General features: G+C 40.6%; 23 protein-coding genes. 15 read left to right on the top strand and 8 right to left on the bottom strand.

Annotation, left to right across the window (positions count from 1 at the left end; all coding sequences use genetic code 11):
- Positions 1-183 precede the first annotated feature (183 nt).
- Genes aroK through CWC04_RS10395 form a run of 4 tightly spaced genes read left to right on the top strand, consistent with a single transcriptional unit; the run spans position 184 to position 4,127 of the window.
- Positions 184-702: a shikimate kinase AroK gene (aroK, locus tag CWC04_RS10380; protein WP_004589350.1), complete on the top strand. Its 519-nt coding sequence runs from the start codon at positions 184-186 to the stop codon at positions 700-702.
- Between the two features lie 28 nt (positions 703-730).
- On the top strand, positions 731-1,801 hold the full coding sequence (gene aroB / locus CWC04_RS10385; protein ID WP_138685359.1) for a 3-dehydroquinate synthase: 1,071 nt from the start codon (positions 731-733) through the stop codon (positions 1,799-1,801).
- On the top strand, positions 1,801-3,207 hold the full coding sequence (locus CWC04_RS10390; protein WP_138685360.1) for an AAA family ATPase: 1,407 nt from the start codon (positions 1,801-1,803) through the stop codon (positions 3,205-3,207). The genes aroB and CWC04_RS10390 overlap by 1 nt, the downstream gene beginning before the upstream one ends.
- Positions 3,208-3,260: 53 nt before the next feature.
- Complete coding sequence (locus CWC04_RS10395) at positions 3,261-4,127, top strand: Dam family site-specific DNA-(adenine-N6)-methyltransferase (protein WP_024032526.1); 867 nt, start codon at positions 3,261-3,263, stop codon at positions 4,125-4,127.
- Here CWC04_RS10395 and CWC04_RS10400 read toward each other — a convergent pair.
- Positions 4,075-4,260 (bottom strand): DUF2970 domain-containing protein, encoded by a 186-nt coding sequence (locus CWC04_RS10400; protein WP_024032525.1) that lies wholly within the window; start codon positions 4,258-4,260, stop codon positions 4,075-4,077. The two genes, CWC04_RS10395 and CWC04_RS10400, sit on opposite strands and share 53 nt — an antisense overlap.
- Before the next feature lie 3 nt (positions 4,261-4,263).
- Positions 4,264-4,560: a hypothetical protein gene (locus CWC04_RS10405; protein ID WP_029771857.1), complete on the bottom strand. Its 297-nt coding sequence runs from the start codon at positions 4,558-4,560 to the stop codon at positions 4,264-4,266.
- A gap of 425 nt (positions 4,561-4,985) precedes the next feature.
- Here CWC04_RS10405 and rpe point away from each other — a divergent pair, with 425 nt between their 5' ends.
- From rpe to trpS, 3 genes are read left to right on the top strand one after another with little or no spacing between them, the layout of a single operon-like run.
- Positions 4,986-5,669: a ribulose-phosphate 3-epimerase gene (rpe, locus tag CWC04_RS10410; RefSeq protein ID WP_029771856.1), complete on the top strand. Its 684-nt coding sequence runs from the start codon at positions 4,986-4,988 to the stop codon at positions 5,667-5,669.
- Complete coding sequence (locus CWC04_RS10415) at positions 5,669-6,334, top strand: phosphoglycolate phosphatase (RefSeq protein ID WP_138685361.1); 666 nt, start codon at positions 5,669-5,671, stop codon at positions 6,332-6,334. The genes rpe and CWC04_RS10415 overlap by 1 nt, the downstream gene beginning before the upstream one ends.
- A 33-nt stretch (positions 6,335-6,367) precedes the next feature.
- A complete protein-coding gene (trpS, locus tag CWC04_RS10420; protein ID WP_029771853.1) occupies positions 6,368-7,372 on the top strand; it encodes a tryptophan--tRNA ligase in 1,005 nt (334 codons plus the stop codon).
- 92 nt (positions 7,373-7,464) lie between these two features.
- Here the strand turns inward: trpS and CWC04_RS10425 are convergent, their stop codons facing one another.
- Together CWC04_RS10425 and uvrA are read right to left on the bottom strand one after the other, a co-directional pair.
- Positions 7,465-8,436 carry a hypothetical protein gene (locus tag CWC04_RS10425; RefSeq protein WP_249326117.1) on the bottom strand — a complete coding sequence of 324 codons (972 nt, stop codon included), beginning with the start codon at positions 8,434-8,436 and terminating at the stop codon, positions 7,465-7,467.
- Positions 8,437-8,529: 93 nt separating this feature from the next.
- Positions 8,530-11,352 (bottom strand): excinuclease ABC subunit UvrA, encoded by a 2,823-nt coding sequence (gene uvrA, locus CWC04_RS10430; RefSeq protein ID WP_138685363.1) that lies wholly within the window; start codon positions 11,350-11,352, stop codon positions 8,530-8,532.
- Positions 11,353-11,515: 163 nt separating this feature from the next.
- Between uvrA and CWC04_RS10435 the strand changes: the two genes are divergently transcribed.
- Together CWC04_RS10435 and ssb are read left to right on the top strand one after the other, a co-directional pair.
- Positions 11,516-12,883, top strand: coding sequence for an MFS transporter (locus CWC04_RS10435; RefSeq protein ID WP_024032520.1), 1,368 nt, complete (start codon positions 11,516-11,518; stop codon positions 12,881-12,883).
- Positions 12,884-12,903: 20 nt separating this feature from the next.
- Positions 12,904-13,608, top strand: a complete 705-nt coding sequence (ssb, locus tag CWC04_RS10440) for a single-stranded DNA-binding protein (protein ID WP_138685364.1) — start codon at positions 12,904-12,906, stop codon at positions 13,606-13,608.
- A 121-nt stretch (positions 13,609-13,729) separates the two neighbouring features.
- On the opposite strand, the gene CWC04_RS10445 is transcribed toward ssb, so the two are convergent.
- The 4 genes from CWC04_RS10445 to CWC04_RS10460 all read right to left on the bottom strand — a co-directional run bounded on the left by CWC04_RS10445 (position 13,730) and on the right by CWC04_RS10460 (position 17,140).
- Positions 13,730-14,140: a hypothetical protein gene (locus tag CWC04_RS10445; RefSeq protein WP_138685365.1), complete on the bottom strand. Its 411-nt coding sequence runs from the start codon at positions 14,138-14,140 to the stop codon at positions 13,730-13,732.
- Between the two features lie 64 nt (positions 14,141-14,204).
- Positions 14,205-14,585 carry a redoxin domain-containing protein gene (locus tag CWC04_RS10450; protein WP_249326119.1) on the bottom strand — a complete coding sequence of 127 codons (381 nt, stop codon included), beginning with the start codon at positions 14,583-14,585 and terminating at the stop codon, positions 14,205-14,207.
- Between the two features lie 164 nt (positions 14,586-14,749).
- Positions 14,750-15,898 carry an MFS transporter gene (locus CWC04_RS10455; protein WP_138685367.1) on the bottom strand — a complete coding sequence of 383 codons (1,149 nt, stop codon included), beginning with the start codon at positions 15,896-15,898 and terminating at the stop codon, positions 14,750-14,752.
- A gap of 69 nt (positions 15,899-15,967) precedes the next feature.
- Entirely contained in the window at positions 15,968-17,140 is a 1,173-nt protein-coding gene (locus CWC04_RS10460; protein WP_138685368.1) for an MFS transporter, read from the bottom strand.
- Between the two features lie 138 nt (positions 17,141-17,278).
- On the opposite strand from CWC04_RS10460, the gene CWC04_RS10465 reads away from it, so the two are divergent.
- From CWC04_RS10465 to CWC04_RS10490, 6 genes are all read left to right on the top strand, one after another.
- On the top strand, positions 17,279-18,190 hold the full coding sequence (locus tag CWC04_RS10465) for a LysR family transcriptional regulator (protein WP_138685369.1): 912 nt from the start codon (positions 17,279-17,281) through the stop codon (positions 18,188-18,190).
- Between the two features lie 170 nt (positions 18,191-18,360).
- The gene (locus tag CWC04_RS10470) at positions 18,361-21,087 is read left to right on the top strand and encodes a response regulator (RefSeq protein WP_138685370.1); all 2,727 of its coding nucleotides are present in this window, start codon (positions 18,361-18,363) and stop codon (positions 21,085-21,087) included.
- A gap of 171 nt (positions 21,088-21,258) precedes the next feature.
- Positions 21,259-21,981 carry an arsenical resistance protein ArsH gene (arsH, locus tag CWC04_RS10475; protein WP_024032512.1) on the top strand — a complete coding sequence of 241 codons (723 nt, stop codon included), beginning with the start codon at positions 21,259-21,261 and terminating at the stop codon, positions 21,979-21,981.
- Positions 21,982-21,990: 9 nt separating this feature from the next.
- The gene (gene arsB, locus CWC04_RS10480; RefSeq protein WP_029773089.1) at positions 21,991-23,007 is read left to right on the top strand and encodes an ACR3 family arsenite efflux transporter; all 1,017 of its coding nucleotides are present in this window, start codon (positions 21,991-21,993) and stop codon (positions 23,005-23,007) included.
- Positions 23,008-23,016: 9 nt separating this feature from the next.
- On the top strand, positions 23,017-23,433 hold the full coding sequence (arsC, locus tag CWC04_RS10485; RefSeq protein WP_138685371.1) for an arsenate reductase (glutaredoxin): 417 nt from the start codon (positions 23,017-23,019) through the stop codon (positions 23,431-23,433).
- A gap of 145 nt (positions 23,434-23,578) precedes the next feature.
- Positions 23,579-25,252, top strand: coding sequence for an EAL domain-containing protein (locus CWC04_RS10490; RefSeq protein WP_138685372.1), 1,674 nt, complete (start codon positions 23,579-23,581; stop codon positions 25,250-25,252).
- The last annotated feature ends 84 nt before the right edge of the window (positions 25,253-25,336 follow it).

The raw sequence follows: 25,336 nt of genomic DNA on the forward strand, positions 1-25,336 counted from the left end.
ATTTAGTGGTTTTATGTTCGTCAACGAGTGTTTATTGATAATAATTGCTCGTTATATGGCTTTTTATTGTAATAGACTTGAAATACCCGGCCAATTACTGAGATAATCCCCTCCTTAATTTTGGGGCCAGGTCGTTAGGCGGGGTTTTATTTCAAATTTTAGAGTTCGTTTGTACTAAAAGATATGGCTGAGAAACGTAATATATTTCTAGTTGGCCCCATGGGGGCTGGCAAAAGCACGATTGGTCGTCACATCGCTGACCAATTACACCTTGAATTTGTCGATTCTGATCAAGAAATCGAACGCCGTACCGGTGCAGATATTGCCTGGGTGTTTGATCTTGAGGGTGAAGAAGGCTTTAGACTTCGTGAAGAATCTGTTATTGGCGACTTAACCGAAATGCAAGGTATTGTACTTGCAACCGGTGGTGGTTCAGTAATGAGTAAAGAAGTTCGAAACAAGCTTTCGGCTCGTGGTATCGTTGTATACCTAGAGACACCTATAGAAAAGCAAGTTGCACGCACGCAACGCGACAAGCGTCGCCCATTACTGCAAACTGAAGAAGCACCTCGTAATGTACTAGAGCGCTTAGCAGAAGAACGCGAGCCACTATACAAAGAAGTTGCCGATTTTGTTGTACGCACCGATGAGCAAAGCGCTAAAGTTGTTGCTAACCAAATCATCGAGAAATTAGATTTTTAAAAACCAATAATTAAGGAAATAACAAAGCATGCTTGAATTAACTGTTAATTTGGACGAGCGAAGTTATCCTATTTTTATTGGTCAATCTGCACTTCAAGATAATGGCCGCCTTGTTCACCACATTGGTGATTGTCGGCCTATCATTATCACTAACGACACAGTTGCGCCTTTATATTTACAAGGACTGCTTGATTCGTTAGCTGATCTAAACCCTCTTTCTTTTGTCATTCCCGATGGTGAGCAATACAAGTCACTTGAATGGTTTGAGAAAATATCTGCTTTTTTATTGCAAAATAATTGCGGCCGAGACACATGCTTAATTGCACTAGGTGGCGGCGTTATTGGCGATTTAACAGGCTTTGTTGCTGCATGTTATCAGCGCGGTGTACCGTTTATTCAAATTCCGACCACGGTACTATCACAAGTTGACTCCTCTGTAGGGGGCAAAACAGCGGTAAATCACCCACTGGGTAAAAACATGATTGGGGCGTTTTATCAGCCGCAAGCGGTTTTTATTGATACTAATTCACTTCACACTTTACCAGCGCGCGAATTTGCAGCGGGTATGGCCGAAGTTATTAAGTATGGTTTAATTTACGATACCGAGCTATTTGCTTTTATTGAGCAAAATGTAGAAAAGCTACAGCAACTAAATGAAGCAAGTTTGCAGCATATTATTTATAGATGTTGTGAAATTAAAGCGCTTATCGTGGCGCAAGATGAAAAAGAAAATGGCCTTCGTGCATTACTCAACTTAGGGCATACCTTTGCGCATGCAATTGAAGCGCAAATGGGATACGGTGTATGGCTACATGGCGAGGCTGTTGCTACCGGAATGGTACTTGCTGCTAAATTAGCGCATACACGCGGTGATTTATCGCAAACTGAAGTAGATAGAATTGTAACGCTACTCAAGCTTTATAATTTACCGACTGAGATCCCCAGTGAAATGACTGCTGAGCAGTTTTTAATGCATATGCGTAAAGACAAAAAAAATAAAAAAGGCACTATCCGCTTTATTTTACCTACTCAATTTGGTCAATGCGCATTGGTAGATGACGTATCAGACGACCAAGTTAGAGCGTTAATCGAGCAATAATGCAGGCGCAAATTTTACCAAGCCGTGCGGCGTTGGTGGATAGAATCGCTCTGCAATTTGAATACGGGCAAAACTTAATTGTATTACTAGGCACCTCTGGCCTAGGCAAAAGTTATATGCTCGAAACCTTCATCACCGACAAATACAACAGTTTTAATAAAGCATTTGTACAAGTAAGTGCCAGTGTAAATGATGTATCACTGATGAGTGATATATTAGAGCAAAGCTTTAACTCTCCGCTGATTGACCACGATTTATCGTTAAGTGAAAACTTTTACCAATTGTTGCAGCAGCAGCCGTGTGAGGCTTGTTTGTGGGTGCTCGATAATGCAAGGCACTTATCTGAAGAGCTATTACAGGAGTTAGAGTTACTTGCCAAAAACAGCCCTATAACGCTTTATATCATGTTAGCTTCGCAATCAAAGCTAGCTATTAATAATGCCGTTGAAATTTACTTAGAGCCTTTATCTGCACATGAATCTAAACAGCTAATGAGCTGGTATTTTCCTAATTTACCGTACGATGAAGACCCCGTATTTAGTGCATTTTTAAATGAAGCGAAAGGCAACCCCAGCTTATTATTAGCATGGCAACCAACCGAGCATGTGGCTGATATTGTAAAAAAAGATAAAGTGTCGTGGCGAGTACACTTAATCTCGTTGTTAATTATAATTATGCTACTTATCATTGGGTTGCTGTATAAAAATGACATGACCCAGTGGTGGCAAACGTACTATCAAAATCAACAAAGCCAGGACATAGATACCGCTATTCCTGCTTCTAAAATTACCGCTATTCCAAGCGCGTATAAAGAAGTCAGTAATGCTAATTCTGATATTTCAAAAGCGGATTTGCCGTTAGAGCCGGTCAGCGATAAATCACAAGAGAATGTAGCGCCTCATAAAAACGATGTGCCGGCGATAATGCAAAGCCTAACGCGTCAGGCTCAACAAAGCGCTCAAAGTAAGCAAAGTGAGCAAAGTGAGCAAAGCGCTCAAAGTGAGCAAAGCGAGGCGTTACCACAAAGCTTAAACACTCCTGAGACTATTGAGCCAATTGAAAGTGGCGATAAAGAAAGCCCGCAGCCTAAAACCTCAAATAACGTATCAGATAACGCTTGGTATTTAGCTCAGCCAGATAATAATACAACTGTGCAGCTGCTAGCCGTTACACAGGAAAAAATCACCCGTGAGTTTATTATTGAACATAATTTAAGCCAGCGCGCTAAGGTATATCAAACTAAGCGAAATAATAAAGTGTGGTGGGTGGTTACTATTGGCAGTTATGCATCACTCGCTGATGCTAAAAGTGCGTTGTCTGCCTTGTCGAGTGCGCTTAGAAAGAACAAGCCTTTTTATAAAAAAATCAGCAAAATAAAACAAGAAATTGCACGACTTGATCAGTAAACTGACTCACTTTAGTGTAAAATCGCGCTACAGCAGATTGAAGTTAAGAACCAATGCAACAAAAGAGTAGAGCCTTCCTTAAATGGGCTGGCGGTAAATACAGCCTAGTTGAAGATATTAATGCACGTTTATCTCAAGCCAGCAAACACGCTGAAACCTTGGTAGAACCTTTTGTAGGTGCAGGCTCGGTATTTTTAAATAGTAATTTTAAGCACTATTTACTCAACGACATCAATGCTGATTTAATTAACTTATACAAAGAGCTCAAGCGCTCGCCTGATGAGTTTATTAGTGACTCTAAAAAACTATTTGTTGATTTAAATAACCACCCAGACGCTTACTACGAATACCGTGTACAGTTTAATAAAAGCAGTGATGTGTATGAGCGCGCAATGCTCTTTTTATACATGAATCGCCATGGTTACAATGGGCTGTGTAGGTATAATCTCAAAGGCATTTTTAACGTGCCATTTGGTAAATATAAAAAGCCTTATTTTCCAGAAAAAGAAATGTACTTTTTTGCCGAAAAAGCACAAAAAGCCACATTTACCTGCCTAAGCTACGATGATGTATTTAAGCTTGTGCCAAACAATGCGGTTATTTATTGCGATCCGCCTTATGTGCCGCTAAGTAAAACAGCGTCGTTTACCTCTTATGCTAAAGGCGGGTTTAATTTAGACGATCAAGCAAACTTGGCAAACTTAGCCGAGCAAGCCGCGTTTGAAAACAATACCCCAGTGCTTATATCTAACCACGATACCGTATGGACGCGAAAAATTTATAGCCAAGCTACACTTGGTAAAATTCAGGTAAAACGTACTATCAGCCCTAAAGGTGGGTCACGCAATAAGGTCGACGAGCTAATGGCTATGTATTTAGCACCCAAGCAACCACTGCGTAAATTGTCACTACAAAAATAACAAAAAACAGCACAGCTAAAGCAATAATAAAAAGAGGGGAGTGTTGTTGGAAGTCGGCTTGGCGTTTGTGCTCTGATTGCACACCAAAAAATGCTGCTAGCACACTTTGCAACGCGCTAATAAAGTGCAGCATTATTTAAAATAGAGGTTTTATTGAAGGCGTATTCTTAGCGTCTTCTGAGCTGGTTAATAGCTCTAATAAATCTAAATAATGAAACTGCGCACTGCGGCTATCGCCTGTTAGCCACGAAAACCACGATGAGTCTTCTTCTACTTTCGCACACGTTAAGGTGTTTGAAGCGTTTTTACTACTTGCCTGATGCTGACAATTGCTAACTAAGCTTAAATCTTGCTCAGAACTTGGCGCAAAACTAAATGCCCCAATAAATAACAATGCCGACGCAATTAAGATCCCTGTTTTAAATGCACGCATAATATTAGCCTAAAATTAAGTTACTCCTTTAATAATAACAAAAGCTGTATAAATAACAAACTAATATTTATCTGTAATAGCTAAGGCCCGTTGAAACTTGCGAGTTAAAGTGTGTTCTCAAGCTAAGAGTTTTTAAAGCGCGCCCCGAAGTTTGTAATCGAGTGGGCACAATAACTGCTCTTGCGTTAATCTAATAGCTTACATCATGTAAGCAAAGCTTGTGCGTCTACTCACGGCCTTACCAAAATTAAACATGCTGCCCAAAACTCAACCACTAAAGCTCAACACGCCCTAAAGCTTTTTATAAATAAATACTTATATATTTAAATCGATATTTTTAGTTATGCCTAATTTACAGTGTATTACTTGGGAAACCTCAGCATTTACGGTACATTAAGGCATATTTTACTGATTGACGGATTACTATGTTAAACCCTGAACAAAAATACTTAATTGCGCCTTCTATTTTGTCAGCCGATTTTGCAAAATTAGGCGAAGATGTGGATAAAGTACTCGCTGCAGGCGCTGATGTAGTACATTTTGATGTCATGGACAATCACTACGTGCCTAACCTCACTATTGGGCCTATGGTGTGTAAAGCGCTCAGAGATTACGGTGTAACAGCCCCTATAGATGTGCACCTAATGGTAAAACCAGTCGACAGTATAATTCCTTTGTTTGCAGAGGCCGGCGCATCAATAATTACTTTTCACCCTGAGGCCAGCGAGCATATAGACCGCACCATACAGCTCATTAAAGACCATGGTTGTAAAGCAGGCTTAGTATTTAACCCTGCCACTAGCCTTAGCTACCTCGATCACGTTATTGATAAGCTAGATACTATTTTATTAATGTCGGTAAACCCAGGCTTTGGCGGCCAAAGCTTTATTCCCCACACCCTTGAAAAACTAGCTCAAGCTAAGCAGCGTATAGTTGCGTCGGGTCGTGATATTCGCCTAGAAGTAGATGGTGGTATTAAGGTTGATAACATAGCCGCAGCAGCGCAAGCAGGTGCCGATATGTTTGTAGCAGGGTCTGCTATTTTTAATGAGCCTGATTACAAAGTTGTTATTGATCAAATGCGTGAGCAGTTAGGAAACGTAAAGTAATGAAATATGATGTAGCTTTGTTCGACCTTGACGGCACACTTGTTGATAGCGTTTACGATTTATACCTAGCAGTAAACTTAACACTGAGTGATTTAGCGTTTCCTATTGTTAGCCAAAGCTTGGTTGAAAGCTGGATAGGTAACGGTATTGAAACCCTAGTCAAGCGTGCACTCAGCGGCGATATGCAAATTAGCGAACATTTAGATGAAGCGCTTAGTGCAAAAGCCATTGCCTTATTTTACCAACATTATGAGCAGCTAGTGGGCAAGTATAGTGTGTTGTATCAGCATGTAGAAACAGGGCTCAGTGCTTTGCGGGGCATGCCAAAAGCACTTGTTACTAATAAGGCGCGCCTATTTACCGAGCTACTACTTGATAAGCTTTCCCTTACCAGTCACTTTGAAGTGATAGTGTGTGGAGACGATATGGCTAAAAAGCCTTCACCAGCGCCTTTATTGTATGCATGTAACAAGCTGAATGTTGAGCCGAGTAAGGCTATTATGATTGGCGATTCAAAAAGCGATATATTGGCAGCACATGCCGCTAAAATTGATGTAATAGCGGTGGATTATGGTTATAACCAAGGCGAAAATCTTGAGGATTATAATCCACAGTACCTATGCGATAACTTCTTAGATATAATACCAACACTAACACAGCATTAAAATTTTTAATTAACTAAACACTAAAGGAAAATCATGAGTAAACCAGTAGTTTTAAGTGGCATTCAGCCAACCGGTGGTATGACAATAGGCAACTACGTTGGCGCTATTAACCAGTGGCTAAAGCTACAGGAAGACCACGAAAGTTTCTTTATGCTAGTTGATTTACACGCGATTACTGTTCGCCAAGAGCCTGAACTTCTTCGCTCTCGTGTATTAGATGGTATAGCGTTATACGCGGCATGTGGCATAGATCCTGAAAAATCGGCCTTATTTGTACAGTCGCAAGTGCCAGAACACGCGCAGTTAGCATGGGTACTAAATTGTTACGCACAAATGGGCGAGCTTAACCGCATGACTCAGTTTAAAGATAAGTCATCTAAGCATGCTAACAATGTAAACGTCGGTTTATTTTCGTACCCAGTATTGCAAGCAGCGGATATTTTATTATACCAAGCAGACCAAGTACCAGTAGGGGATGACCAAAAGCAGCACTTAGAGTTAACGCGTGATATAGCGACACGCTTTAATAATTTATACGGTGACGTATTTAAGTTACCTGAGCCATATATTCCAGAATTTGGCGCACGCGTAATGAGCCTTCAAGATCCGCTCAAAAAAATGTCTAAGTCTGATGAAAACCCTAATGGCTACATCATGCTATTAGATGAGCCTAAAAAGATTGAGAAAAAGCTTAAAAAAGCAGTAACCGATTCAGACGAGCAAGCGCGTATTTACTTTGACCGTACTGAAAAGCCAGGCGTTTCTAATTTACTTACTTTATTAAGCGTAGCCACTAAGCGCTCAATTGAAGACTTAGTGCCAGAGTACGAAGATAAAATGTATGGCCACCTGAAAAAAGACACAGCCGATGCAGTTGTTAGCATGATTGAGCCAATCCAAGCTCGTTTTAAAGAGATCAGAGAAGATCAAAACCTACTTGATAGCATCATGAAATCAGGCGCAGAAAAAGCCAGTGTACGTGCAGAAAAAACACTTAAATCGGTTTACGATGCACTAGGGTTTATTCCTCGTACATAAATTAGTATAAGCAAATAAAAATGCCGCTAAATTTAGCGGCATTTTTTATAACTTCTAATACTTCATTCATCACTTAAAAAAGCTATAATTTATTAGCTAGTGGACTTAAACGCAGGCGATTCGCAGGCTTTTACAATAAAAGAATAGCCATAAGGCATAGTTTCATTTGGCGTAATCTCTACTATTTCGTAATCGTTCAACTCTACCACTTTGCTATTTTTGGCTTTTTTACACCTTGAGTATTCATCCGCTTCGTAATTAAATGCAAACATCGCTATAAGGTGTTTACTACGCCCAAAATAACCTTCAGTAGCAACAAATGAACTTGCAGATTCGGCGAATTCATTTATTTCTTCTGCTTTTGGCGAGCTGGGTTGAGTTTTTGTTTCCTGTTTAGCCAGCCTTTCATTTAGGTTGACCATAGCATGCCCCTTCACTTCAGGAGAGTCACTAGCCAGCTCTCTTCCAAAATAGAAACCGTTTTCTATATCTGATAGAAATGTTGCTTCATCCCTATCGTCCAATAAAGGATAGAGGGTACTTAAAGTTATGAAGGCTAATATTAATCTAATAGATGCGGTAAGTAAGGGAGAGTAGCTTTGACTTATATATTTAATGCTTTGCGATCCAAATGGCTTTATAAGTAACAGCATTATGATATAAAAGGGTAAAATAAATTGAAATATTAGTAATGTACAGAGTGTAATTCCTAATGCCCAAATGGGTAAATATATCAAAGTTGCAAAATTGTGTGTGTAGCTCATGTTTGCAGCTGATACGTGAGTTACATCGTTAACAATACTGCTTGCATTTGCCAAAACAAAATTAGCAATGGTTGCATAAAAAACCAAAATTAAAGCTTTGCCTGCTAAAGAGTGCCATAGTTTATTAAACTTTGGCCAAAATTCAATTACCAAGGCAGTCATTGTTAAAAGCGCGCAAAGTGACCAGGATTTAAAGAAAATCACAGATATAAGCGCTGCTAAGTAAAGCTTTTGCGCGGTGCTAAGGCTAAACCATATGGGTTTAATATGCTTATCAATATCAGCTTTAAGAGGCTGCAATTTTTTTTGCAGCTTTTTAAATAGCCTACTGGCTCGCCATTTTATAACGCCTTAACACCGACTTTCCTTATCGTATGAGGTAATAAACCCCAGTTATTTTAATAGGGGCTTTAGGTAATGCCCAGTATGCGAGCGTTCACATTCGGCTACTACTTCAGGCGTGCCTGCAATGAGTATTTCACCGCCGCCAGCGCCCCCTTCAGGGCCTAAATCAACCACCCAGTCTGCGGTTTTAACCACATCTAAGTTATGCTCAATTACCACAATGGTATTACCATGATCGCGCAGGCGATGTAATACCACAAGTAGTTGTTCAATATCGGCAAAGTGAAGGCCGGTTGTTGGCTCATCAAGTATATACAATGTTTTACCTGTATCGCGTTTAGAAAGCTCACGAGCCAGTTTTACACGTTGTGCTTCACCACCAGAGAGCGTGGTAGCAGCTTGCCCTAGGCGAATATACGATAAACCAACGTCCATTAGCGTTTTAAGTTTACGCGCTATTGCAGGTATTTTATCAAAGTAGTCGTGCGCGTCTTCAACGGTCATTTCGAGCACTTGGTGAATGTTTTTACCTTTGTATTGTACTTCTAAGGTTTCGCGGTTATAGCGCGCGCCCTTACATACATCACACGGTACATATACATCAGGTAAAAAGTGCATTTCTACTTTAATTACGCCATCGCCTTGGCAAGCTTCACAGCGCCCGCCTTTTACGTTAAAGCTAAAGCGACCTACTTTATAGCCGCGAGAGCGGGCTTCTTGTGTCCCTGCAAATAACTCACGAATACCGGTAAAAATACCTGTGTAGGTTGCAGGGTTTGAGCGCGGTGTACGACCAATTGGGCTTTGGTCAATATCAATCACTTTGTCAAAATGTTCAAGGCCACTAATTGACTTGTAAGGCGCGGCTTCTGCTGTGGTCGCGCCGTTAAGCTCGGTATGCGCAAGCTTAAAGAGTGTATCGTTAATGAGCGTTGATTTACCTGAGCCTGATACCCCTGTAATACAGGTTAATAAGCCAAATGGAATTTTTAAGTCTACATTTTTTAGGTTATTACCTGTGGCACCAAATAGCTCAAGCCATTTGTCGCTGGTTGGGTTACGCTCTTGTGGCACTTCTATTTTGCGCACGCCTGATAAAAACTGGCCAGTTACCGAGTCTTTAGTGGCTAAAATATCGTCACGTGTACCTTGTGCAATAATATGTCCGCCGTGCACTCCCGCGCCTGGGCCAATATCAATAATGTGATCGGCTGCGCGAATGGCATCTTCATCATGCTCAACTACAATCACGGTGTTGCCTAAGTCGCGTAAATGCACCAATGTTTGTAATAAACGGTCGTTATCGCGCTGGTGTAAACCAATTGATGGTTCATCCAGTACGTACATTACGCCTACAAGGCCTGCACCTATTTGGCTGGCTAAACGAATACGCTGGGCTTCACCACCGGAGAGGGTATCGGCACTGCGCTCAAGCGATAAGTAATTAAGGCCTACATTAATTAAAAACGATAAGCGGTCGCGAATTTCTTTCAGGATTTTTTCAGCTATTTGGGCTTTTTGGCCTGTTAGTGATAGCCCTTCAAAAAAGTCCATCGCTTCGCCAATACTCATAGTTGTAATAGCAGGTAGGTTTGTTTGACCTATAAATACGTGGCGTGCTTCTTGGCGTAAACGCGAGCCATGACAACTAGGACACGCTTGGCTAGTTTGATATTTAGCGAGCTCTTCACGCACTGAGTTTGACTCAGTTTCGCGATAGCGACGGTTCATGTTGTTTAACACGCCTTCAAACTCGTGGTTGCGTGTTATTAAATCGCCTCTGTCGTTACGGTAGTTAAAGGCTATTTTTGTTTGCCCTGAGCCTTCTAAAATAATTTTTTGCGATTCTTTAGCCAGCTTTTCAAATGGCACATCTAAATCAAAGTTATAGTGCTCGGCGACCGCCTGTAGCATTTGAAAATAATAAAAGCTGCGTTTATCCCATCCTTTAATAGCACCACCGGCAAGGCTGAGCTCTGGGTTATGCACCACACGGTTAGGATCAAAGTATTGGCGTACGCCTAAACCATCACAGCTTTGACACGCACCGGCAGGGTTATTAAACGAAAATAAACGCGGTTCTAATTCGGTCATTGCGTAGCCACAGGTAGGGCAGGCAAAATTTGCCGAGAACAGCATTTCTTCTATCGTGCTGTCGTCCATGTAGGCTACATTTGCCACACCGCCAGACATCTCTAGTGCGGTTTCGAACGACTCTGCTAAACGCTGCTGTTGGCCATCTTTTACTTTAAAGCGGTCAACAACCACTTCAATAGTGTGTTTTTTATGAAGCTCAAGTGTTGGCGGATCTGATAAGTCGCATACTTCGCCGTCTATACGAGCGCGAATGTAGCCTTGGCTTGCAAGTTGCTCAAGTAATTTAACGTGCTCACCTTTACGATCTTTAACCACTGGCGCTAAAAGCATCAGCTTAGTGCCCTCTGGCAGTGCTAAAACGGTATCAACCATTTGGCTAATTGTTTGTGCTGCAAGTGGTAAGTCGTGGGTTGGGCACCGTGGTTCGCCCACGCGGGCAAACATTAAACGCAAGTAATCGTATATTTCGGTAATGGTACCCACTGTTGAGCGAGGATTGTGCGATGTAGATTTTTGCTCAATAGAAATGGCGGGAGAGAGGCCTTCAATATGATCAACGTCAGGCTTTTCCATTAACGATAAAAATTGCCTTGCGTAGGCAGAAAGTGACTCAACATAACGACGCTGTCCTTCTGCATATAAAGTATCAAATGCCAGTGATGACTTTCCCGAACCAGATAGGCCTGTGATAACAATTAATTTATCACGTGGGATGGTTAGGCTGATGTCTTTTAAATTGTGCGTACGGGCGCCTCGGACTTCAATGTTTTCCATGCTATCTCGTTTATTACCAAAATTATTTGTCCAGTATCGCATAATACGAAACATTATTAATCAATGATCAACGAAAAAATCCTTACTTATAGGCGATTAATTATTGCCAAGCTTGTGGTAGAATCCCAGCCTAAATTTTTCATATCGTAAGAATACGCAGATAATGACCGCATCTTCACTTAATTCACGAGAAAAGCGCGCCGCTGTATCGCTGGCGAGTGTGTTTGCATTTAGAATGCTCGGCTTGTTTATGCTGATGCCTGTATTGGCTATTTATGGCCAATCGCTTGATGGTTTTTCGCCTATGTGGATAGGATTTGCTATTGGCGCGTATGGCTTAACGCAAGCGGTACTGCAAATTCCTATGGGGCGTTTGTCAGATAAAATAGGCCGTAAAAAAGTCATTGTTGGTGGCTTAGTTGTGTTTGCGTTGGGCTCTGTTATTGCAGCCCTTGCTGAATCTATTCAAATGGTTACAGTGGGCCGTGCATTGCAAGGTATGGGCGCTATAGCCAGTGCGCTGCTTGCTTTTGCCAGCGACCTAAGCCGCGACGAACAGCGCCCTAAAGTAATGGCCGTAATTGGTATGAGTATAGGCATGAGCTTTGCTTTTGCTATGTTACTTGGGCCTATTGTTGCCGCGTCGTGGGGTGTAGCGGGGGTATTTTGGTTAACAGCAATACTTGCCGTGTTCGGTATTGGTATTATTTTATTTTTAGTGCCCAACGCAGTAAACAAAGCGCCCAAAGGCGATACCTTGGCAAGCTTTAGTGATATTAAAAAGCTTATTAAGCATCCGCAATTATCGCGCTTAAATGCAGGCGTATTACTGCTACATTTAACGCTAACCACTATTTTTGTGGTGCTACCCAGCCAACTAATAAAAGATGGCTTAGTGGCAAACCACCATTGGTATTTATATATTCCGGTATTGCTGTTAGCGTTTATTTTAATGGTCCCTATTATGATTATTGCCATTAAAAAAGAAAAAGAAAAACAAGCGTTTATTGGCTCAGTAGCACTGCTTTCTATTAGTATGTTTGCTATGTCTATTTGGGTGAATAGCGTGGTTGGCATTGCCATTTGTATGTTGCTTTATTTTGTAGCATTTAATTTTTTAGAAGCCACTATGCCTGCGCTTGTATCGCGTATTGCGCCCGCTAGCCAAAAAGGTTCGGCAATGGGTGGGTATTCGTCTAGCCAGTTTTTGGGGGCTTTTTTAGGTGGTATTTTAGGGGGTTATGTTGCCCAAACTACAAGTACGCAAGCTGTGTTTGCGGCAGCGGCACTTGTTGGGTTAATATGGCTTATTATTGCGTGGAAAATGCAAGTCCCACCGAAAAGTAAAGTTATTAGTTTAATGACCAATTTAAGTTCTGAAGAGCAAGCTCAAGCACTTGCTTCTCAGCTAGTTGCTTTACCTGGCGTAATAGAAGCAACAGTAGTACGCGACGAAAGCCGCAGCTATTTAAAGATTAATGATAAAGAATTTGACCTAGACCAAGCACGTAAAGTAGCTGGTTTAATCTAACGTTTATAGGAGATGGTTCCATGGCACGCGGTGTGAACAAAGTAATTTTGGTTGGTAATTTAGGACAAGATCCTGAAGTTCGTTACATGCCTAATGGCAATGGTGTAGCAAATATTACCTTAGCAACGTCAGACAGCTATAAAGACAAAAACACTGGCCAAATGGTTGATAAAACTGAATGGCACCGTGTAGTATTTTTTGGCAAGCTAGCTGAAATTGTTGGTGAGTACTGCCGTAAAGGCTCGCAAATTTACGTTGAAGGTAAACTTCAAACACGTAAATGGACCGACCAACAAGGCCAAGAAAAATACACAACAGAAATCGTTGTTGATGGCTTTACGGGTCAAATGCAAATGCTAGGCGCTCGCGGTGGCGATCAGCAAGGTGGTGGTTATCAAGGTAATCAAGGCGGCCAACAAGGTGGCGGTTACCAAAATAATCAACAAGGCGGTGGCTATGGTCAAAACAACCAAGCTCAAAACAGCCAGCAAGGTGGTTATGCACCACAGCAACAAGCTGCACCAGCACAACGCCCAGCTGCAGCACCTGCTCCACAGCAAAATAACCAATACCAACAATCAAACAACAGTGGCTTTGCTCCTGGGCAAAGTAATGCGCCACAGCAGCAAGGTGGTTTTGCACCTAAGCCGCAAAACGGCCCTCAGGGCGGTGCATCAAATCCTATGGAACCAACAATAGATTTTGATGACGACATTCCGTTCTAACCAAAGACAAAACGTCAAATGTTGAAAAATAATATTAAAAGCCGCTATTAAGCGGCTTTTTTGTAACTACACGTTTTAGTACAAAAGGTGCTGTTTCTATCTACCATTTAACACTTTAAAGTCACTCAAAACGTGCTATTAGCGCCTTTTTATAGGCTAAAAATTGTATGGCACATATAACTAAAAAGCAGCCTGAGTAAGTGACTAACTGAGCAATTGGCTCGGGGCGAACAAAATATTCATGTAACAGTGCCCCAATTAACGTACCCGCCAATAAAACATATGCAACATAGGTAAACAGTGCTTTTTGCTTTTCATTTTTAATAAACAAAAGAGCAAGCATCATTAAACCCACTACCAACTCCAGTAAACCAACGCTATACATATAAATTTTAGCGTTAACGGGCAGTACCTGCGCAAAGTAGCTAAAGGTTTTAACGCTTACTTGCGCTGCTAATAATTTTGGCAGGGCAAACTGAAACATAAAAAGCGCGCTGGCTAAATTTAAAAGGTTACTAAATAAGTTTTTCATGAAAGCTTATTGCCTTAATAAAGCAGCCGTAAGGTAATAAACGCCACGGCTGCAATTTAAATGGTTACACAACAGTGCCGCGAATAGGGTAGTTATTTTGCTCTTTAATAAACTTTAGGCCTCTTACAACCACGTCTAAGTCAGGGCGTAAATACGGGGCATTAGAAATATTTACTGCTTGCAATATCCCTTGCTCATTTACGACAAAAATAGCGGGCTCTGCAAAGTTGTGGTCGGTTTCTTGCTCAGAGCGAGGTGAGGAAATATACAGCCCAAGTTGTTTCATTTGCTGCTGTGTTAAACCATAAGCTATAGGAAAGCTAACCGAGAGCGTGTCCATGCATTGTGTTAGCTGTGCGCGGTTATCTGCAGAAACAGCACAAACGCTTACGCCAAGTTCCTTTAATGCGGGTAATTGCGCTTCTAGTAAATTTAAGTAACGCATACAAAGCGGGCAGTGCTTGCCTCTGTATACCACGAGCATTTGCCACTCGGCGCCACCGTGGGCTTACTTAGATCTGCGGTTGTCCCATCGAGCAAGTGTGCGGTAACTGTTGGAAAAAAAATTACCGGCTATTAATTTAAATGACTCTGACATAAAAACCTCTTTTATACTGATTGTGAATGATTTTTTTTAACAAATAAGTACAGCGCAGTGAGTGCACATAAGCTGATACAGCTAATAAAAATATTGCGAGTGCCTCCTGGGATATATTCAACAAACGATGTTAAAAATTGCCCAGAAAAAACAGCCATTGTGAAATAAGAGAGGTTACGACCGCGAACAGAGGCTGCGCTACGCTCTACGGTCATATGGTTTAATAGTGGGATGCTAAAACCAAAGCCAATACCGCTAAACACAGCGCCTATTACCAATAACGCTGTACCCGTTTGTAAAAAGAAAGCAAATGATGCCCCATAGCCTATAAATGCCAGTGCAAGTACTTTTTGCTCGCCCATTTTTTTAGTTAACTGAGGCATAAAATGTGCCCCAACAACAGCCACTAACGAAATGAAAGAGAGTAAAAACCCTACTTGTTCTTCATTATAATTTTGCGCATGCATTGTGCTGGGTAGTAAAACAATTGCGCTAAAAAACGTGACCATTGCAAGCACAGCCAGCGAATACACATGCTTAAGAGACAAGCCATTATTTGATATTACGTGCTCTTGTGTTGCTTGTGCCTCTTGTGCCTCTTGTGCTTGAGGGTGATTACGCGGCACAAAAAGTAGCAACATGGCTAAAAATACCCAAGAAATAAGGTACAACGATAATGGTAAAGCCCAATGCTGCACAGCAAGTAGGCCACCTATAAATAGAAATATAACGCCACCGAGCTCTAGTGCCATGCCTTGCTTAGCAAGCATGCCTAGGCGCGCTTTACCAAAGTACCACTGTGATATTAAAACGGTACAACCGGCCATAACAATTGAGGTAACACCGCCAAGCAAAATACGGTTAGCAAAAACCAATAACGGCCCTTGTAACCAATACACGCTTGCACCTAAAAAGCCGTATAAAAATAAGCCAATAATTAATGAACGGTAAGCGCCATATTTATCAATTAATTTACCTGCAATAGGCGCAAATATAACAGCCCCTAAAGCCGGTAAGGTCACTAAAAATACCGCACTGTCAGCAACATTGAGGGCTGTTGATATACTGATTAAACCAGGTGCAACCAATGCACCCACCATGATTGTTAAGCAAGCTATACACAGCAAAGTGTAGCTTCCTGCGTTATTGAGTTTATTCATAAGTATTCTCTGTTTTTAAATGGGGCAACTAAGGGGGACTTACGCTTAGTTGCAAGGAGTTAATGGCGGTTATTTTTTTGCGAGAGAGTTAAAAGCAGCGCTGATGGTAATTAACACTACACTAAGGACGACTACGCCAGGCCACTGGTACAAAGCAAAGGCTTTCACACCAATAATTGAGCCAAAGGCGCCGCCTAAGTAGTAGCCGAGCATGTAAACACCATTAATACGGCTTTGTGCGCTTGGGTCTATGCTAAATACGCGGACTTGATTAGCTACTTGTGCGCTAAAAATAGCGAAGTCGATTAAAATAATACCGATAATTAGGGCTATTAGGTTTCCTAAAAAAACGGCTGTAATAGCAAAACCAATTGCGGCAAGTGTGAGTACTATCATGACTAATTTTTTAGAGCCCAACGCATTGACCCACTTACCCGAAGACTTAGCCCCTATTACGCCAGCTAATGCGATGATGCCAAATAATCCGGTCTCTTGGGCACTGTAGTTAAAAGGTGCATCACTGACATAAATAGCTAAAGTAGCCCACAGTACATTAAAAGCAGCAAACCAAAGCGCGCCAGTTAAAGTAAACACTTGTAATGGTTTGTGCTGTTTAAATAACGCCACTGTACTTTTAAGTAGCGGCCAGTAACATAAGCTAGTGTGTGGTTTATTTAGAGGTAAAAAGAGCCTAAGTAGTACACCAAATAGCGCAGCTAATATTGCAGACATAACAAATACACCACGCCAACCAAAGTGCTCTCCTACAAAACCGCTTAACGTGCGTGAAAGTAAAATACCAATGGTTAGACCCATCATTAAGGTGCCCAATGTCGCCCCTTTATTTTCAGCAGATACAAGTGATGCCGCAAAAGGGATTAATTGCTGGGTAATGTTGGCACTTACCCCTATTAAAAATACCGACATTAATAACAGCGGTAAGTTAGGTGTAAATACGGCAAAGCTACATGCAATAACCAGTAAGCCCGATAAAATGCTTATTAAGCGACGACGCGCAATAGAATCCCCCAGCGGCGAAATAAACAATAGGGCAAAAGCGTAACCAAATTGAGTAAATGCGGGAATGCTACCAAGTTGTGAATCCGTTAAATTAAACTCGTTACCAATCAGGGGTAAAATTGGCTGGCTGTAATATAGGTTTGCAGCGGTTGCTGCAATGGCGGTTGTCATCAACAATAAAATAAAGCGACTTAACGAGGCGCTTTGCGTTACTTGGGACATTTTGCTCTCCAACATTAAAAGGTAGGCGAATGATAGAGAGAGATTATCGATATTAGAAATGTTTAAATTTGATGGAATCTATACAAATAACGTATAGTTATTGCTATACCTCTCACACAGAGCAAATTTGAGTCGCACATGGATATAAAAATATTAAAAAGCTTTATTGCAGTGGCTAAGCACCTGAGCTTTTCCGAAGCGGCTCAAGAGCTACATACAGTTCAACCCGCTATAAGTCGCCATATTTCTTCGTTAGAAGAGCAGCTAGGTGTTAGCTTGTTTACCCGTAACTCTCGGGAGGTGTCGATCACGCAAGCGGGAGAGCAGTTAGTTAAAGATGCCACGGCAATTTTAGAGCTTACAGAGCGGGCTAAAAATAAGGTTAAACTGGTCGATAGCGGGCAGTTAGGCTCGCTGAGTATTGCGTATTTAAGCTCTGCATGTTTAACATTTTTGGCCAAATTAATCCGAACGTATAAGTCGCAGTTTCCTAATGTTCACGTTACCTTGCTAGAAATGACCGCGACCGAGCAAATAGAGGCCCTTAAAAACGAACGGGTAGATGTCGCGTTTTCTCGGCCGTTACCAAGCACCATAGCCGATGAGTTTATAAGTGAAACTATGTACGTCGACCGCCTCGTAGCGGTGGTCAACAAAAATCATCCCTTTGCATCGGTGCAAACTATTGATTTGAAAACCCTTAAAAATGAGCCATTTATTCTTTTTAATCGCGACGAAGCCTTAGGGTTGTTTGATGAAATTATTACTCGTTGCAAGCGCGCTGGCTTTTCACCTAACATTATTAGTCAACCAAGGCATATGCAAACCTTAGTAACAGAGGTTGCCGCTGGTTTAGGGTTAGCTATAGCGCCTTATTGTGTAAGTAAATTATATAGCGAGGGATGCCATTTTATAGAGTTAGAAAAGGTCGACACACAAATTTATTTGCAGCTGCAATACAAGCAAATTAACAGCAGTGCTACCACGCAAGCGTTTGTAGAAATGGCACTTAATGCCCAAGCAGAAATTCAGCTTAGCATGCGTAATTGAGTTGGCTTTATAAAAGCGCTTTTAGCTAACTTATGCGCCGCAATAATTAGCGAGGCGTAAATGCGAAAAAACGCAAATACACCTTTGTAATTTACATCTCATTTAATTGATTTGTAACTAATTAACATCTACTCTAGTGGTACTAATTACTTCAAGCAACTATGAGAAACATGAAAGCCATTATTTTATTTTTATTTCTTGTTTTTCAATTTGCCAGTTTGCCGGTAAGCGCTCAACCGGATTCTAAAATTACCAATGTCTTATTTATAAATTCTACCAACCAACATATGCCTTGGCATAAAAGTGTTGAAGAGGGCTTAAATAGCGAGCTATCAACACGGACTTTTGACTATGAGCTTTTTGTTGAAAACATTGATGTAGGGCGCTTTGATGAGGCCACTCAAACGCAATTAATGAGCGACTACCTTAAGCAAAAATATAAAAATAAGCACATTGATATAATTGTCACGCAATCCCCCTCAGCTGCCACGTTAATATCGCAATTGAATGATTTTTTTACTAGCACAGCAAAAATTTATTTAGAACCTGGCGAACAGTTTAGGCTACCGGCAAACACTAATAATGCCTCAATGCAGGCTAAGTTAGACTACAAGCAAGCAACCGCTAGCGCGGTTAATTTAATGAAACCTAAAAAGCTCATAGTCATCTTAGATACTAAAAATGAAATAGGTATAAACTTTTATACGGGGCTGTTTAATATTATCAGCCAAGATTTTTCGTATTTAGAAGTTGAGCAATGGTTTGATCTTCCGGCTGCTGAACTGATGACAAAAATAAAAAATGCGCCTTCAGACGCTATTATTTTATTTACCCCTATATTTAGAAATTACGAAAATAAGTCGATTAGCCCGTATCAGCTCGTCAGCTTACTCGCTCAGCACAGTAACGCCCCCATTTTTAGCTACTGGGAAGTTTTGTTGGGCTCAGGTGTAGTGGGTGGTTATGTTTTATCAGGTGAGAAAATAGGTAAACGCGTGGGTGAAGCTATTATTTCTTACAGTGAAAATAACGTGTTACCTACTATAAGCGATGAAAAATTAAGTGTTCATAAATACGATTGGCGACAGCTAAAAAAATATAATGTTGCCCCGCAAAGCCTGCCAGAAAAATCGATTATTGCTTATTACAAGCCGAGTTACTTTGAACAAAATAAAGTGTTAATTTACAGCGCCGCCATTACTATTTTTGTATTGAGCGCTTTTTTAGTGTTTGTATTACGATTAAACCGCCGCCGCATTCAGCTTGTAAACGCGCTTGATGAAGAAAAGCTACGACTTGAATCGCGTGTAGAGCAACGCACTAAAGAGCTATTACAAGCTAAAGAAGAAGCTGAGCAACTTACCTCGTCAAAATCTGAATTTTTAGCCAATATGAGTCACGAGATCAGAACCCCAATGAGTGGCATTATAGGGCTGACAAATATTTTATTGGGCAAAAACTTACCTGAAGAAGATAAACAATATTTAGAAAAAATAAAGTACTCGTCAGATCAATTGCTTGTGGTTATTAATGACATTTTAGATTTTTCAAAAATCGAGTCAGGAAATATCAAACTCGAGGCCTTTGCATTTTCGTTAAACGCGGTTGTCGATTATATAACGACCACATTTGAAAATAGGGCGCGGAGTAAAGGTATTGCGTTTGAGATTAATATTAGTGATAACGTGAAACATAACTTAGTTGGCGATGTGGTGCGTATAAACCAAGTATTAATTAACTTGTGCTCTAACGCGATTAAGTTTACCTCTAATGGAGCTGTTTCGGTGCAAATAGACGCAGAAGAAGCCCCCCATGACACCAAAAGTACTGTTTTACGCTTTAGTGTTAAAGATACCGGCATAGGTATTGATGAAAAAAGCTTACCTAACTTGTTTGAATCATTTACTCAGGCCGACAGCTCTACAACCCGAAAATACGGGGGAACGGGGTTAGGCTTAGCCATTAGTAAACGTTTATGCCAAGCAATGGGTGGCGATATTTCTGTAAGCAGCACGCAAGGTGAAGGCAGTGAGTTTATTGCTACCATAAACGTTGAGGTAAACACCCAAGCATTAATAGAAGACAGCCCACAGTTATCATTTGCTGAACCATTTGATGTATTACTAATAGATGATAACGAAGATGATTTAAGCTTAATTAAAAGTCAGCTTAGTGCAATGGGGCTGCGTTGTACACCTTGCACGCAGGCAAGTGATGCAATAGAGATAATTAAAAAAAATATAAACACTTATAAAATTATTATTGTTGATTGTGAAATGCCGACCATGAGCAGTGAAACGTTTTTTACCCGCATTTACAAAGTGAACCCACAGCTTTGCAACAATATTATTGTACTTACAGCAAGCAAAAACGACGCAATTTACGACATAGCTAAAAAAATAAACATTAAAACTATTTTGCATAAGCCTGTGCTTACCAGCGTGTTATTTGAAGCGATGAAAAGCAAAGTGGTTAGCCCTTCTACAAGTAATACCCATAAACCTGCCACCGAAAAGCCACTGCAAGGGGTAAAAATACTCGTTGTGGAAGATAACGCCATAAACAGGTTAATTGTATCCGATATATTAGCCGCCAGTGGGGCGCAAGTGCACGTAGTTGAAAATGGCTTAGAATGCATACAAACCGTAAAATTAGAAACGTTTGATATTATTTTAATGGATATTCATATGCCCATTATGGACGGTGTAGAAGCGACTAAAGTAATACGCAGTGATAGCAATACTGCGCTTGCCTCTATGCCTATCATTGCGTTAACTGCAAACGTAATGAAAGATGATATTACTCACTACCTATCTATTGGTATGAATGCACATGTTGCTAAACCAATAAAAGCTAAAACATTACGCGATACAATAATTAGCTGCTTAAATAAATAAACTTATCAATTACCTACCTTTAATAGCAGGCTTTAACGCCTGCAACGTTAAAAAACCAAACGCAAAATTTATATAAATAGGGTTTGACTCACACCTTTTAATATGTGAAATTTCATATATTCGTTTTTTCATATATATTTAGTTCGCTATAGAACTACAAGGTTAAGGATTATGAGTAAATCAATTGAACACGAGCTACCTAATTTAGAACTTTCACAAAGCACTCCTCCTACCGTTAAGGATTTCACGCTAACGTTTTCATCTCATAAACCTAAAATCTTATTGTTATACGGATCGCTAAGAGCCCGCTCATATAGCAAGTTAGTTATAGAAGAAAGTGCACGCTTGCTAACCCACTTTGGTGCTGAGGTTAAAATATTTAACCCTGAAGGTTTACCCATAACAGATAGTGAAGATGAGACGCACCCTAAGGTGCAAGAGCTACGTGATTTAATGCTCTGGTCTGAAGGGCAAGTATGGTGCTCGCCGGAGCGACACGGTGCTATGACGAGTGTATTTAAAAACCAGATTGATTGGGTTCCATTAAACCTGGGTGGCGTAAGACCTACACAAGGAAAAACGCTGGCTGTGCTGCAGGTTTGTGGTGGTTCGCAGTCATTTAATGTGGTTAATCAGTTACGCGTATTAGGGCGCTGGATGCGCATGGTAACAATACCTAATCAGTCATCGGTGCCTAAAGCGTTTTTAGAATTTGAAGAGAATGGCCGAATGAAGCCTTCCGCTTTTTACAATCGAATTGTGGATGTAATGGAAGAGCTCGTAAAATTTACCTTATTAATGCGCGACCAAAAAGATTACTTTGTTGATAGATACTCTGAGCGAGTAGAAACAGCAGAGCAGCTCAGTAAACGCGTAAATCAAAAAGACATTTAGGAGGTTACTGTGGGGTTATTTGAGCGCTTTTTATCGGTGTGGGTTGCGCTGGCAATCGCGGTAGGGATTGTCGCCGGTTACACCGTACCCGATGTATTTAGTGTTGTTGCAAGCTTAGAATATGCACATGTAAATATTGTTATCGCTGTACTCATTTGGTTTATGATTTACCCAATGATGGTGCAAATTGACTTCTCTTCTATTAAAGATGTAGGCAAAAAGCCTAAAGGCTTAGTACTGACAGTCGTTATCAACTGGCTCATAAAACCTTTTACCATGGCCTTACTAGGGTGGCTATTTTTTAAAGGCATTTTTGCAGACTTTGTTGACCCTCAAACGGCAACAGAATACATAGCCGGTATGATTTTATTAGGAGTAGCACCATGTACTGCAATGGTGTTTGTGTGGAGCCAATTAACAAAAGGCGATGCTAATTACACGTTAGTGCAGGTATCTATCAACGATATTATTATGATTTTTGCCTTTGCGCCCATCGCAGGTTTATTACTAGGGGTAACAGACATAACGGTACCGTGGGACACGTTATTACTCTCGGTGGTTTTGTATGTACTTATTCCATTAATAGCAGGCGCTATTACCCGCAAAAAGTTAGATAAGGGTGAAGATCACACACGGTTAAATCACTTTTTAAAGGTAATGAAACCGTATTCTATAATTGGCTTACTGGCAACGGTGGCACTTTTATTTGGTTTTCAGTCTCAAACATTAATAGATAACCCAGAAGCCATTGTATTGATTGCTATTCCGCTGCTTATTCAAACGTACGGTATTTTTGCAATAGCCTATATAGCCGCAAAAAAAATGGGCCTAGCTCATAATATTGCAGCTCCAGCTTGCATGATTGCAACTTCTAACTTTTTTGAACTCGCTGTTGCCGTAGCCATTTCATTATTTGGTTTACACTCTGGTGCTGCGCTTGCCACCGTTGTGGGCGTTCTTGTTGAAGTACCTGTTATGCTTAGCTTAGTTTATTTTGCTAATAAAACGCGTCATTGGTTTAACTAGGAGAGTGTCATGGTCGTTATTCATCATAATCCTGATTGTGGTACATCGCGCAATGTATTGCAGATTATTAAAGCCGCTGGTTATAACCCCACGGTTATTGAATACCTTAAAGAGGGCTGGACAAAACCTCAATTGTTAGCGTTATTTGCCGCAGCAAACTTAACACCAAAAACAGCGCTGAGAGTGAATAAATCGCCTGCTGAAGAACTAGGCTTGTTAAATGAAAATGTAACAGACGAAGCTATTTTAGAGGCCATGCTTGAGCACCCTATACTGGTTAATAGACCTATAGTGTGCACCGAAAAAGGGGTTAAGCTATGTCGCCCTAGTGAGCAAGTTTTAACGTTGTTAGCGCAATGGCCTAAAGGCGAGCTATACAAAGAAGACGGCGAAATGATATTAAACGCGCAGGGCGAGCAACCCTAAAAGTAATAAACTATTTGCCAAAACCCCGTTTACACGGGGTTTTTTTGTTTAGCAAAATTATAAACATTTAAACTTGCTTTGCCTGCTTGTGCTAATGACTATTTTGAACAACACTTTAAATAGTCGCGTTGCCACAGAGAGCACTATGCATAAAGCCTTAATAAAAATTGCTGAGCAAAAAAAAATAATTTACTTAACCAGTTTCACGCTGGTGGTAATTATTTTTAATGTGCTTTTAAATGATACGCTCCATAAAAAAATTCATAAAAATGGTCAGCAGTTAACACAGCAAATTTTTGAGCTGCAAATTAATGCCAATGCCGATAAAGAAATAGTGCAGGCATTGGTGCAAAGTAAGGGCTTTATGCTGGCTGCACACTCCAATGCCGAACACTTCAAATACTTAGTTGATATACAGCACGATGTATTTAGCTATAAAACGCTCAGCATAAGTTTATACCACTGGCCTGCCTGGGTGGAGCAAGCTTACTTATTTTTACTATTAAATATCATTATATTAGGTGCCACTAGCTGGTGGGTTAGATGGTGGAAAGTATTAGTAACAAAACCGGCAGCGAACCTGCCATTGCCTTACAGCAAAACTAAAGCTGCAAAAAAACTTTCTACGCAAATCACCACATTAAACTGCGAAGTAAAGTCTATGTACGGTGTTAGTGCAGCGCGACATAGCTTATTTGCCATAGTGAAATGTGATTGTGTGTTTGATGAAAATACCGATACCCAAGCAAGCTTTAAGGTATTGATAGCAAAATATTTTAAAGAGCTTCCTGCAGTATCAGTTAATGTATTTGATGCTAACAACCTTGCTATTACTTTAAATAATATCCCCGTAGCAAAGCTAGATACATACAGTGAAAGCCTACACGAATGCGTTTATCAAATTTGTAAGCGTTATCGAAGCACAGTAACGCGTAAAAACATAAAGGTTGGTTTGTGCGATTATCGATATGCGGCTGAGCAACCCGTTATTTTTAAACTCGCTAAGTCGGCCTTAGTATTTTCAGAAAAAAGCTTAATTCAGCACTGGCATAGGCTCGCGTTACAGCACGAGCAAGGGAACTTAATTTCAAGTAAGCAGGTTATTGAAAATATTAAAAAGAATAAATTTATCTTGTTCTTTCAACCGTTATTTATGATCACCAGCGGCGATATTGTACAACATGAAGTGCTAATAAGAATTAGGCAGCAACCGCACGGTTTATTAGCTGCGCGTTACTTTATTAATCAAGACTTTAACAATCACCAAGCATTTGAGTTAGATAAAGCGGTGCTACTTCAAGTTAAAAAGCTTATTTTAGCTGAGCCCAGTGCTCTAACGGTGAGCGTTAATTTGCATATAAGTAATTGGTTTAACGAGCAGTTTTGGAGCTGGTTTGTCACTAATATGAAAGATTTTACGACAAAGCGAAAGTTACAGTTTGAAATTAGCGAAGCAGACTTTATTAAGTACCAAGCGCAACTAGCAGGCGCCTTTGAAAAACTGACAGCCCTACAAAGTTTGCTGGTGATTGATAATGTACAGAATGTGGAGCACATTAACCAAATTGCTTCTCAAAAATTAGTTAGCGGTATAAAACTGGGTTATCCGCTTGTTCATAATGTGGATGAAAAAACACAACAGCAAAAACAAGTTAAAAACATTGTGGCGCAAAGCAAGTTGCTCAATATACCTGTATACGCGGTGGGTGTAGAAACCCAAAAAGAGCTACTTATGTTGGCTAAACTAGGCGTAGTTGCCGCACAAGGTTTTTACTTTTCTGAGCCCTTGCAGGAATACACGCATGCCACGTTTTACTAAGGCCAGTTAATCCTTTTAAGCTAAGTACAGCCAAAAGGGCCACTCTAGCAGCGGTTGTAGAGCTCACTAGGTTACACATTGCAC

The organism is Pseudoalteromonas sp. S2893, from assembly GCF_005887105.1.
GTDB classification, from domain to species: Bacteria; Pseudomonadota; Gammaproteobacteria; order Enterobacterales; family Alteromonadaceae; genus Pseudoalteromonas; species Pseudoalteromonas atlantica.

Excerpts from the sequence above, each read along its gene's own strand:
- aroK (WP_004589350.1), top strand. The coding sequence starts at position 184 with ATGGCTGAGAAACGTAATATATTTCTAGTTGGCCCCATGGGGGCTGGC.
- aroB (WP_138685359.1), top strand. The coding sequence starts at position 731 with ATGCTTGAATTAACTGTTAATTTGGACGAGCGAAGTTATCCTATTTTT.
- CWC04_RS10390 (WP_138685360.1), top strand. The coding sequence starts at position 1,801 with ATGCAGGCGCAAATTTTACCAAGCCGTGCGGCGTTGGTGGATAGAATC.
- CWC04_RS10395 (WP_024032526.1), top strand. The coding sequence starts at position 3,261 with ATGCAACAAAAGAGTAGAGCCTTCCTTAAATGGGCTGGCGGTAAATAC.
- CWC04_RS10400 (WP_024032525.1), bottom strand. The coding sequence starts at position 4,260 with ATGCTGCACTTTATTAGCGCGTTGCAAAGTGTGCTAGCAGCATTTTTT.
- CWC04_RS10405 (WP_029771857.1), bottom strand. The coding sequence starts at position 4,560 with ATGCGTGCATTTAAAACAGGGATCTTAATTGCGTCGGCATTGTTATTT.
- rpe (WP_029771856.1), top strand. The coding sequence starts at position 4,986 with ATGTTAAACCCTGAACAAAAATACTTAATTGCGCCTTCTATTTTGTCA.
- CWC04_RS10415 (WP_138685361.1), top strand. The coding sequence starts at position 5,669 with ATGAAATATGATGTAGCTTTGTTCGACCTTGACGGCACACTTGTTGAT.
- trpS (WP_029771853.1), top strand. The coding sequence starts at position 6,368 with ATGAGTAAACCAGTAGTTTTAAGTGGCATTCAGCCAACCGGTGGTATG.
- uvrA (WP_138685363.1), bottom strand. The coding sequence starts at position 11,352 with ATGGAAAACATTGAAGTCCGAGGCGCCCGTACGCACAATTTAAAAGAC.
- CWC04_RS10435 (WP_024032520.1), top strand. The coding sequence starts at position 11,516 with ATGACCGCATCTTCACTTAATTCACGAGAAAAGCGCGCCGCTGTATCG.
- ssb (WP_138685364.1), top strand. The coding sequence starts at position 12,904 with ATGGCACGCGGTGTGAACAAAGTAATTTTGGTTGGTAATTTAGGACAA.
- CWC04_RS10445 (WP_138685365.1), bottom strand. The coding sequence starts at position 14,140 with ATGAAAAACTTATTTAGTAACCTTTTAAATTTAGCCAGCGCGCTTTTT.
- CWC04_RS10450 (WP_249326119.1), bottom strand. The coding sequence starts at position 14,585 with ATGCGTTACTTAAATTTACTAGAAGCGCAATTACCCGCATTAAAGGAA.
- CWC04_RS10455 (WP_138685367.1), bottom strand. The coding sequence starts at position 15,898 with ATGAATAAACTCAATAACGCAGGAAGCTACACTTTGCTGTGTATAGCT.
- CWC04_RS10460 (WP_138685368.1), bottom strand. The coding sequence starts at position 17,140 with ATGTCCCAAGTAACGCAAAGCGCCTCGTTAAGTCGCTTTATTTTATTG.
- CWC04_RS10465 (WP_138685369.1), top strand. The coding sequence starts at position 17,279 with ATGGATATAAAAATATTAAAAAGCTTTATTGCAGTGGCTAAGCACCTG.
- CWC04_RS10470 (WP_138685370.1), top strand. The coding sequence starts at position 18,361 with ATGAAAGCCATTATTTTATTTTTATTTCTTGTTTTTCAATTTGCCAGT.
- arsH (WP_024032512.1), top strand. The coding sequence starts at position 21,259 with ATGAGTAAATCAATTGAACACGAGCTACCTAATTTAGAACTTTCACAA.
- arsC (WP_138685371.1), top strand. The coding sequence starts at position 23,017 with ATGGTCGTTATTCATCATAATCCTGATTGTGGTACATCGCGCAATGTA.
- CWC04_RS10490 (WP_138685372.1), top strand. The coding sequence starts at position 23,579 with ATGCATAAAGCCTTAATAAAAATTGCTGAGCAAAAAAAAATAATTTAC.